Origin of the sequence: Hypericibacter adhaerens, from assembly GCF_008728835.1 — a bacterium.
In the GTDB taxonomy this organism is placed as follows: Bacteria; Pseudomonadota; Alphaproteobacteria; order Dongiales; family Dongiaceae; genus Hypericibacter; species Hypericibacter adhaerens.
The window spans coordinates 753,363-770,330 of the sequence record NZ_CP042582.1; the positions used below are offsets into that span (position 1 = coordinate 753,363).

A 16,968-nucleotide genomic window follows, 5' to 3' on the forward strand; every position below is an offset into this window, starting at 1 on the left:
GGAGGACAGGACCCATGATCTCCCACGCCAAGATCGAGACCAACTTCTTCCTGATGCTGGTGCTGGTGCTGATCACGGTGTCGATCGGCGGCATCGTCGAGATCGCGCCGCTCTTCACCATCGAGACCACGATCGAGAAGGTCCAGGGTGTCAGGCCCTACTCGCCGCTCGAGCTCGCGGGGCGCAACATCTATATCCGCGAGGGCTGCTATCTCTGCCACAGCCAGATGATCCGGCCGTTCCGCGACGAGGCCGAGCGCTACGGCCATTACAGCATCGCGGCCGAGAGCATGTACGACCATCCCTTCCAGTGGGGCTCGAAGCGCACCGGCCCGGATCTGGCGCGGGTCGGCGGCAAATATTCCGACGACTGGCACCGCGCGCATCTGATGGACCCGCGCAGCGTGGTGCCGGAATCGATCATGCCCTCCTACGCCTTCCTCGAGGAGCGCGAGCTCGATCCGAACTCGATCGCGGCGCATCTGCAGACGCTGCGCGAGTTGGGCGTCCCCTACACCGACGAGGACATCCAGGACGCGGCGGCGGACATGGCGGCCCAGGCCAATCCCGACGCCGACACCTCCGCCCTGCTGGCCCGCTATCCCAAGGCGGCGACGGGCGCCTTCGACGGCGACCCGACGCGGCTGACCGAGATGGATGCGCTGATCGCCTATCTCCAGGTGCTGGGCCGCATGGTCGATTTCGCCGACTACCGCACCGAAGACCTGACGCAGTGAGGGCCCCGCGATGAGCTGGCAGGAAATCCACGAGTTCTTCGCGCCGATCCGGGTCGTCTGGTTCGCGCTGATCTTCATCGGCATCGTCGTCTGGGCCTATTGGCCCCGGAATCGGTCGAAGTTCGACAAGATCGCACGCATCCCGCTCGAGGACGATCTGCCGGACGACCAGCGCTCGACGCCGGTCAGGGGGAGCTGAGCCATGGCCGTCAAGGAAGTCGACAGCATCACCGGCCAGGAGACCACCGGCCACGAGTGGGACGGCATCAAGGAGCTGAACCGCCCGCTGCCGATGTGGTGGCTCTATACCTTCTACGCCACGATCGTCATCTCGGTGATCCTCTGGGTGCTCTATCCGGCCATTCCCTGGATCAACGGCCACACCAACGGCATCCTGGGCTACAACCAGCGCGCCTCGCTGGACAAGGTCATGGAAGAGGCGAACGCCGCCCAGGCGCAGTACATCACGCGCATCTCGCAGGCGCCCTCGCTCGCCGCCATCCAGGCCGATCCCGATCTTCTCAATTTCGCCCAGGCCGGCGGGCGCGCCGTCTTCAACGAGAACTGCGCGGCCTGCCACGGGCTGGGCGGCTCCGGCCGGCCCGGCGGATTCCCGACCTTGGCCGACGACGACTGGCTCTGGGGCGGCAAGCTCGATGACATCGCGCAGACGGTGCATCACGGCATCCGCAACGCCGATCCCGATTCGCGCCAGTCGGTGATGCCGAATTTCGGCACCGACCAGATCCTGACCGCAGAGCAGATCGGCGACGTGGCGGAGTACGTGCTGTCGCTCTCGAGCCGCTCGACCGACGCGGCGGCGGCCGATCGCGGCAAGACGGTCTTCGCGGACAATTGCGCCTCCTGTCACGGCGACGACGGCCAGGGCAAGGCGGAGTTCGGCGCGCCCAACCTCGCCGATGCGATCTGGCTCCATGGCGACGGCAGCAAGCTCGCCATCGTCGCGCAGGTGACGAAGCCGAGAATGGGCGTGATGCCGGCCTGGGACGGACGGCTGAGCGAGGCCAATCAGCGCATGGTCACGATCTATGTGCACAGCCTCGGCGGCGGGCAGTAGGCTTGAGGCTCAACTCCTAGCAAGACGAGCGCCTTTCGAGGGGGACGGGCGGTCGTCGTTCGGGCGGGACGATGACGGATACGGTCCTTCGAGATTCCGGAAACGGCAAGCGGGTCACCCCTTCGCGCGAGCGGCAGGCGGGACCGGCAGCGGGAGGCCCTGAGGGGCCCGACAATGACGAGCGGGTCGCCTCGCGGCGCGAGCAGCGGGCGGAACCTCTCTATATCGGCCGCATCAAGGTCTATCCGCGCAAGGTGCGCGGCACCATGCGCCGTCTCAAGACGGCGATGCTGCTGCTGCTGCTCGCGGTCTACTATGCGGCGCCCTGGCTGCGCTGGGACCGAGGGCCGGGCGCGCCCGACCAGGCGCTGCTGATCGACCTGCCGGGGCGGCGCGGTTATTTCCTCTGGGTCGAGATCTGGCCGCAGGAGGTCTATTACCTCACCGGCATCCTGGTGCTGGCGGCGCTGGGGCTCTTCCTCGCCACCAGCCTGTTCGGCCGCGTCTGGTGCGGCTTCACCTGCCCGCAGACGGTCTGGACCGATCTCTTCATGTGGGTGGAGCGGGCGATCGAGGGCGACCGCAACGCGCGCATGCGCCTCGACAAGCAGCCGCTCAGCGTCGACAAGGCCGCGAGGAAGATCGCCAAGCACGGCGCCTGGCTGGTCATCGCACTCCTGACCGGCGGCGCCTGGGCGATGTATTTCACCGACGCCCCGACCCTGGTGCGCGAGTTCTTCACCGGCCAGGCCTCGCTCACGGTCTATTTCTTCGTGGGTCTCTTCACCTTCACGACCTATCTCCTCGCCGGCTGGGCGCGCGAGCAGGTCTGCACCTATATGTGCCCCTGGCCGCGCATCCAGGGCGCGATGCTCGACGAGGACAGCCTCAACGTCACCTACCGCACCTGGCGCGGCGAGCCCAGGGGCAAGCACAAGGCCGGCACGAGCTGGGAGGGGCATGGCGACTGCGTCGACTGCTTCTCCTGCGTGGCCGTCTGCCCCACCGGCATCGATATCCGCGACGGCGCGCAGCTCGAATGCATCGGCTGCGGGCTCTGCATCGATGCCTGCAACGAGGTGATGACGAAGGTCGGGCGCCCGCAGGGCCTGATCGCCTTCGACAGCGCCCGCAATCTGGCGCTGCAGAGCGCGGGCCAGCCGCGGGTGCCTTGGAAGCCCATCCGCCTGCGCACCATCGTCTATGTGGCGCTCTTGCTGCTGGTCGCGGCCGGGGTCGTGGCTGCGCTGGGCACGCGCTCGACCCTCGACATCAACGTGCTGCCCGAGCGCACGCCGCTCTTCGTGCTGCTCAAGGACGGCAGCATCCAGAACGCCTACACCCTCAAGATCCTGAACAAGCAGCGCCTCGCGCGCGAGTTCACCCTCACCGTGGCCTCGCCGGCGAATGCGCGGATCGAGATCGTGGGCGCCGAGCCCGACGGGACGCTCGCCGCCAAGCCCGATCATGTCGCGACCTATCGCGTGCTGGTGAGCCTGCCGCGCGCCGAGGTCAAGGACGAGCGCCAGGATCTGACCTTCGTGCTGACCGACAAGGCGGGCGACGACAGCGCCCGCCACCGGACCGTCTTCAGGGGACCCCACTCATGAGCGCCGTGATGGACAGGATGCGGAACGAGAGCGGCGGCGAGCCGCGGCGCAGCCGCTGGATCCCCTGGGCCTTCGTCGCGTTCTTCGTGGCGCTGGTCGTCATCCAGGGCGTGATGGCCTGGATCGCGGTCGAGAGCTTCGGCGGGCTCACCGCCGAGGACGCCTATCAGCGCGGCATCACCTATAACCGCACCCTTGCCGCCAAGGACGCCGAGACGGCGCTGGGCTGGCAGGTGGCGGTCGGCTGGACCGCCGACAAATCGGCGCCGGGCAAGGGACGGCTCGAGTTGCGCGTCATGGACGGGCTGGGCCAGCCCCTGCAGGGCGCGCAGGTCGCTGCCCGGCTGCGCCGCCCGGTCGGCCCGGAGAACACCCTCCAGGCGACCCTCGTTGCCGGCGATCCCGGCGTTTACAGCGCCGATCTGACCTTGCCGCTCAAGGGGCAGTGGGATGTCGATCTCGATATCGCCACGGCGCATTCGACCGATCACCTGACCGACCGGATCTTCGCGCCGTGAGCAGCGTCACGACGGGCCAGGTCGTCCGGCTGGCGGCCCCGGCGGCGGATCTGGCGACGGACGCGGTCCCGGTCGACTATTCCGCCTATGCCCGTCCCGACGGCGCGGATGGCCATGTGCTGCATCTGATGGCCGAGGGCGTTCATTGCGGCGCCTGCGTGCAGCGGATCGAGACGACGCTGAAGCGCCAGCCCGACGTGCGCCAGGCGCGGCTCAACCTGACGACGCGCCGCCTGGTGCTGGGCTGGGAGGGGCCGGTGGCGCGCGCCAACCCGCTGGTCGCGGCCGCGTCCGAGCTCGGCTATCGCTTCATGCCCTACGATCCGGCCGAGCTCGGCGACGCCGATGCCAAGGCCGAGCGCGAGCTCCTGCGCGCCATGGCGGTGGCGGGCTTCGCCGCCGGCAACATCATGCTGTTCTCGGTCTCGATCTGGGCGGGCCATGTCGAGGCGATGGGCGATGCGACGCGCACGCTGTTCCACTGGTTCTCGGCGCTGATCGCGCTGCCCACCATCGCCTATGCGATCCGGCCCTTCGCCCGATCGGCCTGGGAGGCGCTGAGCCACCGGCGCACCAACATGGACGTGCCGATCACGGTCGGCGTGCTGCTCACCGCCGGCATCAGCCTGTTCTCGACCATCACCCATGGCCAGCATGCCTATTTCGATTCCGCGGTCTCGCTGCTGTTCTTCCTGCTGCTCGGCCGCTATCTCGACCGGCGCGCCCGCGGCCAGGCGCGCTCGGCGGCACAGCGCCTGCTGGCCTTGGGCGCGCAGGCGGTGACGGTCATCACGGCCTCGGGCGACCGGCGGCTTCTGCCGGTGCGCGAGGTGGTGCCGGGCATGATGCTGCTGGTGGCGGCGGGCGAGCGGATCGCGGTCGATGGCCGGGTGCGCGAGGGCCAGTCGGAGCTCGACATGTCGCTCGTGACCGGCGAGACCCTGCCGGCCAAGGCGGGCCCTGGCGAGAAGGTCTTCGCCGGCACCGTCAATCTGGCGGCTCCCTTGCGGGTCGAGGTGGCGGAGGTGGGCGAGGACACGCTGCTCGCCGGCATCGTCCGGCTGCTCGAGGCCGCCGAGCAGCGCCGCGCGCGCTATGTGTCGCTGGCCGAGCGCATCGCGCGGGCCTATACGCCGGTGGTGCATCTGGCGGCGCTGCTGACCTTCCTCGGCTGGGTGTTCCTGATGCACCTCGGCTGGCAGCCGGCGCTCCTCATCGCCGCCTCGGTGCTGATCATCACCTGCCCCTGCGCACTGGGCCTGGCCGTGCCCGCCGTACAGGTCGTGGCGAGCGGAAGGCTGATGCGGCGCGGCATCCTGCTCAAATCGGCGACGGCACTGGAGCGGCTCGCCGAGGTCGACACCGTCGTCTTCGACAAGACCGGCACCTTGACCCTGGGGCGGCCGGAGCTGGTCGATGCGGCCGCGATCGATCCCGCGAGCCTGCGGCTGGCGACTTCGCTGGCCGCCAACAGCCGCCACCCGCTGGCGCGTGCGCTCTGCCGCGCGGCACCGGACGTGGTCGCGGCGAGCGGCGTCGAGGAGCGGCCGGGATTGGGCCTCAGGCTTGCCGGCAAAAGCGGCGAGATCAGGCTCGGCAGCCGGCGCTGGTGCGATGTCGCGGACAGCACGTCCGGCGAGGGCCCCGAGATCTGGCTCAAGGAACCCGGGCGGCCGCCCCTGCGTTTCGCCTTCACCGACCGGCTGCGCCCCGATGCGGTCGAGACCCTGGCGGCGCTTCGTGGCCGGGGCTTGGCGATCGAGCTCCTTTCGGGCGACCGCGAAGTCACGGTGCGGCAAGTGGCGGAAACCCTGGGCATCGCGCGCTGGCGCGCGGCCATGAGCCCGGCGGAGAAGACCCAGCGGCTGGAAGAGCTGGCGCGCGAGGGTCGCCGGGTGCTGATGGTGGGCGACGGCCTCAACGATGCGCCGGCGCTGGCGGCCGCTCTCGTGTCGCTCTCGCCCTCCACCGCGGCCGACATCACCCAGACCTCGGCCGACGCCGTGTTCCAGGGCGCCAGGCTGGGGGCGGTGACGGAGCTTCTGCAGGTGGCCCGCCGCTGCCGGGCCTTGGTGCGGCAGAATTTCCTGCTGGCGCTGGGCTATAATCTGCTGGCCGTGCCGCTGGCGATCGCGGGCTTCGTGACCCCGCTGGTGGCGGCGATCGCGATGTCCTCGTCCTCGCTGATCGTGACCGGCAATGCGCTCAGGCTCGGCATCGGAACCCGGCGGCCCGCGCGCCGTTGAAGGATCGCCACGGGACCACAACGCGGGAGATCGGCGATGGAAGCTCTCATCTATCTGATCCCGGTCGCCTTGTTCCTGGGACTGGTCGGGCTGGCCGCCTTCCTCTGGGCGCTCAAGACCGGACAGTTCGACGATCTCGACGGTGCCGCTGAACGGATCCTGTTCGACGATGACGAGGATGCCGGCCCGTCCCCAAAGAAGCCCGGCGGCGCGCGGATCGAGCCGTCGAAGCACGGCTGACGCGCCGCGAGTGAATCCCCTCCCCCCTTGAGGGGGAGGTTAGGGTGGGGGGTGATCGTAGAACGCGACTGAAGGCGGAGCTTTCATCGCAGCAAGACGGGCTTGCAACGAGTCCGCGGCTACCCCCTACCCCAGCCTCCCCCTCAAGGGGGAGGTGAAGAAAGCCTCAGATGCGATTTGCCCCTTCCTCGTGACACCGTCCGATCTCCCGGGCTAGTCTCCGCCCGCGTCCGCATGGGTGGCGGCCGCTTCCCAGCCTTTATCGGGCGAGCTTGCGTTTCCTGACGGGTCCCTCCCCACGTCGGTTCGTCGGCAATGGCCGTCGCGGGCGGATCCTTGACGCCGGTTCGGCCATGGCATGAGGAGGCGGCGCCCGCCAATCCCCGGGGTTTGCGGGCGCAGGTCCCCTCGAAGAGAGAAGCCGATGGCCCGCAATCCGCGTTACGACATCCTGTTCGAGCCCGTGAAGATCGGGCCGGTCACGGCGAGGAACCGCTTCTACCAGGTGCCGCATTGCACCGGCATGGGCGTGCAGATGCCCAAGACCCTGGCGGCGATGCGCGGCGTCAAGGCCGAGGGCGGCTGGGGCGTCGTCAACACCGAATATTGCTCGATCCATCCGACCGCCGACGACGCGCCCTACAAGTTCTGCAGCCTGTGGGACGATGACGACCGGAAGGTGATGGCGACCATCGCCGACGCCGTCCACGAGCATGGCGCGCTCGCCGGCTGCCAGCTCTGGCATGGCGGCGAATATGTGGTGAACCGCGCCAGCCGCCTGCCGCCGATCTCGGTCGACGGTTCGCCCGCCCATTATCTCTGGCCGCTCCAGACCCGCGCCATGGACCGCCAGGACATCCGCGAGCTCCGGCGCTGGCAGGGCGAGGCCGCCAGGCGCGCGGTCCAGGCCGGCTTCGACATCGTCTATGTCTATGCCGGCCACGCCTATCTGCCGTTCCAGTTCATCGCCAGGCGCTTCAACCACCGCAGCGACGAATATGGCGGGGCGCTCGAGAACCGCGTGCGGATGCTGCGCGAGATGATCGAAACGACGCGCGACGCGATCGGCCCGAACGTGGCGCTGGCCGTCCGCTTCGCGGTCGACGAGCTGATGGGCGACCACGGCGTGGCGGCGGGGGCGGAGGGCCGCGAGGTGGTGGAGATGCTGGCCGAGCTGCCCGATCTCTGGGACGTCAATATCAGCCAGGTCACCAACGATTCCATGAGCGCCCGCTTCTCGGAGGAGGGCTTCCAGGAGCGCTATGTCTCCTTCGTGAAGAAGGTCACGACCAAGCCGGTCGTGGGCGTAGGCCGCTTCACTTCGCCCGACACGATGGTGTCGCAGATCCGGCGCGGCGTGCTCGACCTGATCGGTGCGGCGCGGCCCTCGATCGCCGATCCCTTCCTGCCGAAGAAGGTGGAGGAGGGCCGCGAGGACGAGATCCGCGAATGCATCGGCTGCAACATCTGCCGCTCCTGCAACAACGAGGGCGTGCCGATCCGCTGCACCCAGAACCCGACCATGGGCGAGGAATGGCGCCGCGGGTGGCATCCCGAGCGCGTCCAGCCCAGGCGCTCCGACAAGCGCGTGCTGATCGTGGGCGCCGGTCCGGCCGGCCTCGAATGCGCGGTCACGCTGGGGAAGCGCGGCTATGAGGTGGCGCTGGCCGACGCCGCCGACGAACCGGGCGGGCGCATCAATGCCGAATGCCGGCTGCCGGGCCTCGGCTCCTATGCGCGGGTGCGCGACTGGCGCCTCGGGCAGATCGCGAAGCTCACCCAGGTCGAGCTCTATCCGGCGAGTCGCATGACCGCCGCCGACGTGCTCGAATTCGGCGCGCAGCATGTGGTGATCGCGACCGGGGCGCGCTGGCGGCGCGACGGGGTCGGGATGGCGAGCCACGACCCGACTGTGGCGGAAGGAGCGCCCCGCATCTTCACGCCCGAGGACATCATGGCCGGTGCCGTGCCGGCGGCCCCCGTCATCGTCTATGACGAGGATCAGTACTATATGGGCGGCTGCCTCGCCATGAAGCTGGTGCAGGCGGGATTGCCGGTGGCGCTGGTGACGCCGGGCGGCGAGGCCTCCTCCTACTGCCGCATGACCGACGAGCATGACAAGGTGCAGGCCCGGCTGATCGAGCTCGGCGTCGAGATCGTGTCCAACCGCCAGCTCCTGGGCTTCGACGGCGGGGGCGCGCGGCTGGCTTGCGTCTATACCGGCCGCGAGTTCCGGCAAGGCGCGGCGAGCCTGGTGCTCGTCACCATGCGCCGGCCCGAAGGCTCTCTTTATGAGGAGCTGGCCGCCGACCCGGCCGCGCTCACGGCCGCCGGGATCGCCGGCCTGGCGCGGATCGGCGACTGCCTGGCGCCGGGGGCCGTGGTGCATGCCGTTCATGCCGGTCATCTTCATGCGCGCGAGCTGGACGAGCCGGCCAAGGGCGACGTGCCCTATAAACGCGAACGCGCCATCATCTGACGGTAAATTCCGGGGCGGGGAGAAGGGACAACATGAGCGAAGTCGAGACGGTCGGCCCGGCGCGGCGCGAAGGGCGGGGGCGCGATGCCGGCGGCAAGGCGCGGCGCGAGCGCCGCTCCTCGGGCGGCGGCATCCACCAGCTGCCTTTCAAGACGCTGCGCAATCCGTTCAAGCCGGTCGAGATCCTGTCGGCCGACCAGATCGAGGCGATCCACGAGGCCTCGCTCGATCTGCTCGAGACCGTCGGGCTCGAGGTGCTTCATGGCGAGACCCTCGACATCTTCGAGCGCGCCGGCGCCAAGGTCGATCGCTCGACTTTAAGGATAAGGCCGGATCGCGGCCTGATCCTCGAAGCGGTGGCGAAGGCGCCGGCCGAGTTCTCCTTGCGCGCCCGCAATCCCGAGCGCGACCTCGTCATCGGCGGCGATCATCTCGTGTTCGATGCGACCGGCGGGCCCGCCTTCGTCAGCGACCTCGATCGCGGCCGGCGCGCCGGCAACGAAGCCGATATGAAGGACTATATCCGCCTGGTGCATATGCTGAACGTGCTGCATCAGGAGGGCGGCACCGGGGTCGAGCCGACCGACCTGCCGGCCGAGACGCGCCATCTCGATGTCTATGAATCGATCCTGACGCTCACCGACAAGAGCTGGCATTGCTGGGGCATCGGCGCCTTCCGCGTGCGCGACGCGATCGAGATGGCCTGCATCGCCTACCCGACGACGCGCGAGGAGCTGATGGAGCGCCCGGCCGTCATCACCATCATCAACTCGAACTCGCCCATGAAGTTCGACGGGCCGATGGGCGAGGGGCTCTGCGAGCTGGCGCGCAACGGCCAGGCGACGGTCGTGACGCCTTTCACGCTCTGCGGCGCCATGAGCCCGGTGACGCTGGCGGGGGCACTCGCCCAGCAGAACGCCGAGGCGCTCTTCATGGCGGCCCTGACGCAGCTGGTGCGGCCGGGCGCGCCGGTGGTCTATGGCGGCTTCACCTCGAATGTCGACATGCGCTCCGGGGCACCCGCCTTCGGCACGCCGGAATATACCAGGGCCGCCTTCGCCTCGGGCCAGCTCGCGCGGCGCTGCAAACTGCCCTACCGCTCGAGCAACGTGAACGCCTCCAACACGGTCGATGTCCAGGCGGCCTACGAGTCGAGCATGTCGCTCTGGGGCACGATCCTGGGCGGCGTCAATCTCCTCGCCCACGCGGCCGGCTGGCTCGAGGGCGGGCTCACGGCCTCCTACGAGAAGCTGATCCTCGATTGCGAGATGCTGCAGCTCATGCGCGAGACCCTGATGCCGATCCCGACCGACAAGGCGAGCCTCGGCCTCGACGCGATCGCCGAGGTCGGCCCCGGCGGTCATTTTTTCGGTGTCGGCCACACGCTGGAGCGCTTCGAGACGGCCTTCTACCGCCCCATGCTCTCCGATTGGCGCAATTTCGAGACCTGGACCGACGCCGGCGCCGTCGACGGGACGAGGCGCGCCAACGCCATCTGGAAGGAGCTCTTGCGCCAATATCAGGAGCCGGCCATGGATCCGGCCATCCGCGAGGAACTGGCGGCCTATGTGGCGCGGCGCAAGAAGGAGATCGAAAGCGGGAAATATTGACCGGTGCCGCTACCCCGGACTTGTGGCGGCGACGGATTTTTGATTCCCTGGAGACCGCCTGCGTCGCCGATGAGGGGATGCGTTCCACGATGTCGATGCGCCGCCTGATCAAGGCCAGCGAGCACCGCGTGATGCCTTGGAAGAACAGCCAGGGCATGACGGCCGAGATCGCGATCGATCCGCCGGAGACGCCGCTCGACAAATCCTTCCGCTGGCGCCTGTCGCTGGCGGAGGTCAAGGCCGACGGGCCGTTCTCGAAATTCCCGGGCTATGACCGCGTCATCATGCTGATGGGCGGCAACGGCATGGTGCTGCGTTTCGACAATGGGCGCTCGGAGCGGATCGACGAGCCCTATGTCCCGTTCCAGTTCAGCGGCGACGACGATGTGCGCTGCTGGCTGATCGACGGCTCGGTGCGCGACTTCAACCTGATCGTGCGCCGCGATTTTCAGATCTCGGCGGGCATCCTCACCCTCAACCGCCGCGACCGGATGCTGCCGGCGCTGGGCCGCGGCACCACGCTGATCCTCTATGTGATCGAGGGGGACACCGTCCTCGACGACGGCACGCTGCTCAACCCGGGCGACACGCTCATCATCAATGTCGAGCTCGCCGCCAAGCACGCGGTCGCCTTCCAGCGCAGCCAGTCGACGCTCTTCATGGCCCGGCTGACGCCGCGACAGTGGACGTGAACAGCAGAGCGAAGTCGACGCCGTAAGCCCTATCGTCACCCCCGCGAAAGCGGGGATCCATGGAGAGGCCAAAACGCGGTATCGACATGGGTCCCCCGCTGGAGTTTACGCTTGGGCCGACCAACGGTCGGACCCGGGCGCGGGGATGACGGCCGGAGCGCCTATTCCAGCGCCAGCCAGCGGTCGCTGACGGCTTCGGCGAAGCGGCGCGCGCTGGGGGCGTTGGCGGGCCATTCGGCGCGCAGGCGCTTGACCGTGGCCGGCACGTTCTCGCGCCCGATATGGCGGGTGAGGCCGGGCTCGCAGGCCTCGAACCAGGTCTCGGCGATGGCGGGCGTCGCCTCGAAATGGCACTGGAAGCCATAGGCGCGCTTGCCGAGGCGGAAGGCCTGGTTGCGGCAGCCCTCGCCCTGCATCAGGAGTTCCGCCTCCTGGGGCAGGTCGAACGTATCCTCGTGCCACTGCATGATCCTGGCCTTGGGCCCGAGTCCGGCCAGGACCGGGTCCTTCTGGCCTTCCGGCGTCAGGGTCAGCTCGGTGAAGCCGACCTCGAGATGGGTGTGGCGGCGCACCTTGCCGCCGAAGGCCCGCGCCATGAGCTGGGAGCCGAGGCAGATCCCCAGCAGCCCGCGCCCCTGCCGGTGGAAGTCGCGCATGCTGTCCAGGATGGCGGGAAAGGCCGGCCAGTTCGCATCGTCATTGGCATGCTGCACGCCGCCCAGCACCACCATCCCGTCATAGCCCTTGGGGCTCTCGGGCAGCGGATCGCCGTCATGGGGCCGGCGGATCTCCGCCTTGCCGCCCTTGGCCTCGATCCGCTCGGCGACGATGCCGGGCTGTCCCAGGGAGTCGTTCTGGATGATGAGAATCTTCATGGGTATGAATGGCTCGCGCGAGAAGGAATGAGAACCTGCCGGTCATCCGACCCGGATGACCCGGGGCATCAGGCGACCCCGGTATCATCTGGCTCCGGGCGGGCGCGATTATAAGGGCAGCCCCTTGCCGCGCCAGCCCGGCGGCGCCTCAACCCTGCCTTGCGCCGGGCGCAATCGAGGGAGCCGTCCTTCCGCCTTCCGAGGGGCGGAAAGCGGAAGGAAAGCGGCGGCTCGGCACTCCCGCACCTTCCCCGCCCGTGATATGAACAAGGTCTCATTTCGGCGAGACCCGCGCCTGACCCGAGTGCCCGCTTCCCTTCATGCCGACTGACATTCCCTCCGGCACCGGCCCGATGTGGCTGCGTGCGGTGAGCCGTCCGGGCGCGATCGTTTTCGCGATCATGTTCACGCTCGAGAGCTTCGCGCGCGGTCTGATCGCCACGATCATCCCGCTCCAGGCCTACGCCCTGCTGCAGCATGCGCGCGATGTCAGCATCCTCTATACGGCCGTGGGGCTCGTCGGCCTGGCCTCGAGCTTCGGCATCCCGTTCCTGATCCGCCGCTTCAAGCGCCGCTGGGTCTATACCGCCGGGGCCGCCGCCCTGCTGGTCGCGGCGCTGCTGCTCGCCACCGCCACCCTCACGGGCCAGATCGGCGCCATGCTGGCGCGCGCCTTCGGTGCCGCCGCGCTCAACATCACGCTCAGCCTTTATGTGATGGACTATATCCGGCGCAAGGATCTGGTGCGTTCCGAGCCGATCCGCCTGATGGTCAGCGCCGCCGCCTGGACGATCGGCCCGGCCTTCGGTGTCTGGCTCTATAGCGAGGTCGGCCACGGCGTCGCCGAGCTCCTGTCGGCGGCCTCCTGCGCGCTGCTCCTGCTCTATTTCTGGTATCTGCGGCTGACGGAGAACCCGGCCGTCGCGGCGGCGACGCGCCCGCCGCCCAACCCGATCGCCACCATCCGCCGCTTCGTCGCCCAGCCGAGGCTGAGGCTCGGCTGGTTCGTCCCCTTCGCGCGCTCCTGCTGGTGGGCGATGTATTTCGTCTATCCGCCGCTGTTCCTGGTGCAGGCCGGCAAGGGCGATTTCGCCGGCGCGCTCCTGGTCTCGCTCGGCAACGCGATGCTGTTCGTGACGCCGCTCTTCAGCCGCATGGCGGCGCGCAGCGGAATCCGCCGGCCGATCATCGTCGGCTTCATCGGGCTGGGCGTGCTCACCACGGCGGCGGGCTTCATGCACGGATGGCCCTGGATCGCCGCCGGCACGCTGCTGGCGGGCTCGGCCTTCTGCTGCCTGCTCGACGCCTTCGGCAACATTCCCTACATGCGCGCTGTCCGCCCGCTCGAGCGTCCGCAGATGACCACGGTGTTCCGCACCTATATCGATCTCTCCGACCTGATGCCCCAGGCCTTCTATTCGGTGCTGCTCAGCTTCTTCGACATCCGCGCCGTCTTCATCGCCTGCGGCCTCTTCATGTTCGTGGCCGCGGCGGTGGCGCTGAAGATTCCGAAAAGGATGTAGCACCGGGCTCCGTAAGCCGGCAAGGCGAGGCCCCCCTTCCCGGGGGCTCCGTCATCGCGTCGTGGCGGCCATGTCCCAATGCGTCGGCGGTTTCGGCCAAGGCCGGGCTTCCTCGATGGCGGCCCCGATTCGCAGTGCTGTCAGATCGTCATAGCGCCGGCCCACGATCTGGACGGCTGTCGGCATGCCACCGCCGGTCAGGCCCGAGGGAATCGAGACCACAGGGCACTGGCCGATGAAATTGAACTGCAGCGTGAGATCGAAGGCCCGGCAGCGGCCCTGGTCGTCATCGTAGTCGAACTCGAACTCGTTGCGGCCGATCTCCGGAGCCGCCATGCTCAAGGTCGGACACAAGAGCGCGTCATAGGTTCGGAACAGCTGGCGCAGCTTTTCCCACTGGGCCGTCCGCACCAGCTCCACGTTCTTTAGTGACAGGGCATCGATCGATCCCGCTCCCTCGATCAGCTTTACCACGAATGGGTCCATCCTGTCGCGCCATCGGTCGAGATGTTGGCCGAACAGCATCCCCATCATGACCGAGAAATGCAGGTAGCAAGCGTCGTTGATTCCGCGGTCCCAGGCGAGATCGACTTCCTCGACCACGGCGCCTCGGTCGCGCAGGGTCTCGGCCACGGCGAGCGAATGGGCGGCCACCTCAGGGTCGATCGCGTAATAGCCGAGATCGAGGCTCAAGGCGATCTTGAGCCCGCGGACATCGCGCGGGATTGGCACAGGCAGCGGCGGCAGCGCCGGCAGAGAGGTGATGTCGCGATCGTCGGGCCCCTGGGTGGCGTTGAGGAACAAGGCGGCATCCTCGACGGTCCTGGCCAGAGGCCCATGATGCCAGATGGTGAGGAACTGGCTCTTCAAGCTGTCGAAGGGAATGCGTCCGACGCTGGGTTTGAACCCGACGATGCCGCAGCAGGCAGCAGGCAGGCGGATGGAGCCGCCGGCGTCCGATCCTTCCGCCAGGGGCACGCAGCCGGTCGCCACGGCGACGGCGGATCCGCCTGATGAGCCGCCGGGGGTGCACTGCGGATTCCATGGATTCCGGGTGACGCCCCAGAGGGGGCTTTCGGTGAAGCTGGCATAGGCGAATTCCGGCGTGGTGGTCTTGCCGACCAGGATGGCGCCTGCTTCCCGCAAGCGCTCGGCGACCACCGCATCCTCCTCGGGAATCCAGTCTTCATAGACGCGGGAGCCGAGCGTGGTGCGTTTGCCGCGCGTCGGCGTGAAGTCCTTGATGGCGATGGGCACGCCATGAAGGGGTCCGAGCGGCCGGCCGGCGATAAGAGCCTCCTCGGCCATCCTGGCCTGGAGGAGCGCTTCTTCGGGATAGATGAAACAGAAGCAATTCAAGACGCGGTTGACCTCGTCGACCCGCGCCAGCGCGTTGCGGACCAGATCGATCGGGGACACCTCTTTGCGGCGGTAGAGGGCACCGATCTCGGCGGCGGATCTGTAGGCAAGCTCGAGATCGCTCATGGCTAGACCGAAAATGCTGCCAATTCAGGTCGATGTGCAGGAGTACCCCGTGGTGCACGGGCATGGCTGCCCACGGAATGGGCAGACCGGCGCGAAGCTTGTTTGATTTTAGTGCTTGTGATCACAAAAGCGAACACCATAGATTACACGACCTTGTTGACGCGGCGGTCAAATGGGGACGCTCGCGTCACAGCAACGATAAAACAACAATGCCCGAGGGAGTGAATGTCATGCCCGTGACGGTCGACAAACTGAAGCTGCTTAGCTTGCCCGCGGCGATCCTCGCCGCTTCCTTCCTGTGCGTGTCCTCGGGCATCGCCGCCGAGGTCGCCCCGCCGCAACGCTATGTCGATTCGGGCCGCATCGTCTTCTGCAGCGACTTCTCCTATCCGCCCTGGGTCTATGTCGATCCGCAGACGACGAAGTATGTCGGCGTCGAGGTCGATTTCTCCGACGCGCTGGCCGCGCTGATGGGCGTGAAGGCCGAGCACAAAAACATCCAGTTCGACGGCCTCATTCCGGCAATCCAGGCAGGCCAATGCGATGCCATTATCTCGACGCTGATCGACAAGCCCGCACGACGCGAGGTCCTGGATTTCGTAGACTACGCCTTGGTGGGCAACGTGGTCATCGTGCCGTTCGCCTCCGACATCTTCGTCCAGGATCTGACGGGCCTGTCCGGCAAGAAGGTGGTGGTGCAGACAGGCAGCCAGCTCGAGCAGGATCTCGTGAGCGCCAGCGACAAGCTGAAAGGCGATGGAAAGCCCGGGATCACCGTGGTGGCGATCCCCAACAACACCGACGCCATGCAGCAGCTCTTTGCCGGCCTGGTCGATGCCTACTACGCCGTGCCCGAGCAGGCGAGCTATCTCAACAGCCAGCGCCCGAATTCCGTTAAGCTCGGCAGCCCCACCTTGGGCGCCCGGCCGGTCGGCATCGCCACGGCGAAGAAGGATCACGATCTCTACGAGGCCATCGCCGCCGCCTTCAAGGTCTATCAGGCCAATGGCGGCTATGACGCCCTCTTCACAAAGGCCGGCCTGCAATCGCTCGAGGTTCCCCACTAAGCGAGACCGCGCCCCGCCATGACAACGATCCTCGGCCAGTTCAATCTGGATATACCCTTCTTCCTCACCTATCTCTTCGATCCGCCGGGGATCGTCTGGCGCGGCTTATGGGTCACCATCTATGTCGCGGTCATCGCCCAGATCCTGGGCGTGATCGTGGGGCTCGGCGTGGCGCTGGCCAGGATGTCGGGCTCGGCCGTTTTGCGGAGCTGGGCCGGCCTCTATATCTGGGCATGGCGGGGAACGCCGCTGCTGGTCCAACTCCTCATCGTCTATACCGGTGTGGCGGCCGCCGGTATCTACCGCTATCCCGATCTTCCGCTCGGCCCATTCACCCTCTCCGGCCCCATGCAGGCGGCGTTGTTCACGCTCGCCTTGAACGAGGGCGCCTACATGGCGGAGATCTTTCGCGCCGCGATCCAGTCGATCGACCGGGGGCAGCTCGATGCCGCCAAGGCGATCGGCATGCGCAAGGGCACGGCCTTGTGGTTCATCATCCTGCCGCAGGCCGCGCGGGTGGTGCTCCCGCCCCTGGGCAACGAATTCACATCGATGATCAAGGGTACTTCGCTGCTTAGTGTCATCGGCGTGCGCGAGCTGTTCGGCACGATGCAGAACCTCAATGCTGCGACCTTCCGCACGTTCGAGCTCTTCTTCGTCGCCGCGATCTGGTATCTGATCCTGACCAGCTTGATGAGTATAGTTCAGCGGCGGCTCGAGGCCCGCTTGAGCCGGCACGAGCTGCCGGCCGAGCGACGCTTCAAGGAGACGTTCCGCTCGCGCAAGCTCGTCACGACGCAGCGTTGAC

At 67.8% G+C, this 16,968-nt stretch carries 15 protein-coding genes; 13 read left to right on the forward strand and 2 right to left on the reverse strand.

What is annotated here, in order from left to right:
* Positions 1-14: 14 nt before the first annotated feature.
* The 10 genes from ccoO to FRZ61_RS03430 all read left to right on the forward strand — a co-directional run bounded on the left by ccoO (position 15) and on the right by FRZ61_RS03430 (position 11,210).
* Positions 15-737 (forward strand): cytochrome-c oxidase, cbb3-type subunit II, encoded by a 723-nt coding sequence (gene ccoO, locus FRZ61_RS03385; protein WP_151114980.1) that lies wholly within the window; start codon positions 15-17, stop codon positions 735-737.
* 10 nt (positions 738-747) lie between these two features.
* On the forward strand, positions 748-936 hold the full coding sequence (locus tag FRZ61_RS03390) for a cbb3-type cytochrome oxidase subunit 3 (RefSeq protein WP_151114981.1): 189 nt from the start codon (positions 748-750) through the stop codon (positions 934-936).
* A 3-nt stretch (positions 937-939) separates the two neighbouring features.
* A complete protein-coding gene (gene ccoP, locus FRZ61_RS03395) occupies positions 940-1,815 on the forward strand; it encodes a cytochrome-c oxidase, cbb3-type subunit III (protein WP_151114982.1) in 876 nt (291 codons plus the stop codon).
* A gap of 71 nt (positions 1,816-1,886) precedes the next feature.
* Positions 1,887-3,425: a cytochrome c oxidase accessory protein CcoG gene (ccoG, locus tag FRZ61_RS03400; RefSeq protein WP_151114983.1), complete on the forward strand. Its 1,539-nt coding sequence runs from the start codon at positions 1,887-1,889 to the stop codon at positions 3,423-3,425.
* Positions 3,422-3,943, forward strand: coding sequence for a FixH family protein (locus FRZ61_RS03405; protein WP_151114984.1), 522 nt, complete (start codon positions 3,422-3,424; stop codon positions 3,941-3,943). Before ccoG ends, FRZ61_RS03405 begins: the two co-directional genes overlap by 4 nt.
* Entirely contained in the window at positions 3,940-6,189 is a 2,250-nt protein-coding gene (locus FRZ61_RS03410) for a heavy metal translocating P-type ATPase (RefSeq protein WP_225309090.1), read from the forward strand. Before FRZ61_RS03405 ends, FRZ61_RS03410 begins: the two co-directional genes overlap by 4 nt.
* Positions 6,190-6,225: 36 nt before the next feature.
* Positions 6,226-6,429 (forward strand): cbb3-type cytochrome oxidase assembly protein CcoS, encoded by a 204-nt coding sequence (ccoS, locus tag FRZ61_RS03415; protein ID WP_151114985.1) that lies wholly within the window; start codon positions 6,226-6,228, stop codon positions 6,427-6,429.
* Positions 6,430-6,853: 424 nt separating this feature from the next.
* Positions 6,854-8,908, forward strand: a complete 2,055-nt coding sequence (locus tag FRZ61_RS03420; RefSeq protein WP_151114986.1) for an oxidoreductase — start codon at positions 6,854-6,856, stop codon at positions 8,906-8,908.
* 32 nt (positions 8,909-8,940) lie between these two features.
* On the forward strand, positions 8,941-10,518 hold the full coding sequence (locus FRZ61_RS03425; RefSeq protein ID WP_151114987.1) for a trimethylamine methyltransferase family protein: 1,578 nt from the start codon (positions 8,941-8,943) through the stop codon (positions 10,516-10,518).
* 89 nt (positions 10,519-10,607) lie between these two features.
* Complete coding sequence (locus tag FRZ61_RS03430) at positions 10,608-11,210, forward strand: HutD/Ves family protein (protein ID WP_191909274.1); 603 nt, start codon at positions 10,608-10,610, stop codon at positions 11,208-11,210.
* A 161-nt stretch (positions 11,211-11,371) separates the two neighbouring features.
* Here the strand turns inward: FRZ61_RS03430 and FRZ61_RS03435 are convergent, their stop codons facing one another.
* Positions 11,372-12,085, reverse strand: coding sequence for a type 1 glutamine amidotransferase (locus tag FRZ61_RS03435; protein ID WP_151114989.1), 714 nt, complete (start codon positions 12,083-12,085; stop codon positions 11,372-11,374).
* Positions 12,086-12,405: 320 nt separating this feature from the next.
* On the opposite strand from FRZ61_RS03435, the gene FRZ61_RS03440 reads away from it, so the two are divergent.
* Positions 12,406-13,608 (forward strand): MFS transporter, encoded by a 1,203-nt coding sequence (locus tag FRZ61_RS03440; RefSeq protein WP_151114990.1) that lies wholly within the window; start codon positions 12,406-12,408, stop codon positions 13,606-13,608.
* Between the two features lie 51 nt (positions 13,609-13,659).
* Here FRZ61_RS03440 and FRZ61_RS03445 read toward each other — a convergent pair whose 3' ends face one another.
* A complete protein-coding gene (locus tag FRZ61_RS03445; protein ID WP_151114991.1) occupies positions 13,660-15,093 on the reverse strand; it encodes an amidase in 1,434 nt (477 codons plus the stop codon).
* A gap of 230 nt (positions 15,094-15,323) precedes the next feature.
* Here FRZ61_RS03445 and FRZ61_RS03450 point away from each other — a divergent pair, with 230 nt between their 5' ends.
* Together FRZ61_RS03450 and FRZ61_RS03455 are read left to right on the forward strand one after the other, a co-directional pair.
* Positions 15,324-16,160, forward strand: a complete 837-nt coding sequence (locus FRZ61_RS03450) for an ABC transporter substrate-binding protein (RefSeq protein ID WP_191909275.1) — start codon at positions 15,324-15,326, stop codon at positions 16,158-16,160.
* Positions 16,161-16,178: 18 nt separating this feature from the next.
* On the forward strand, positions 16,179-16,967 hold the full coding sequence (locus FRZ61_RS03455) for an amino acid ABC transporter permease (RefSeq protein WP_151114993.1): 789 nt from the start codon (positions 16,179-16,181) through the stop codon (positions 16,965-16,967).
* Position 16,968: the final 1 nt, after the last annotated feature.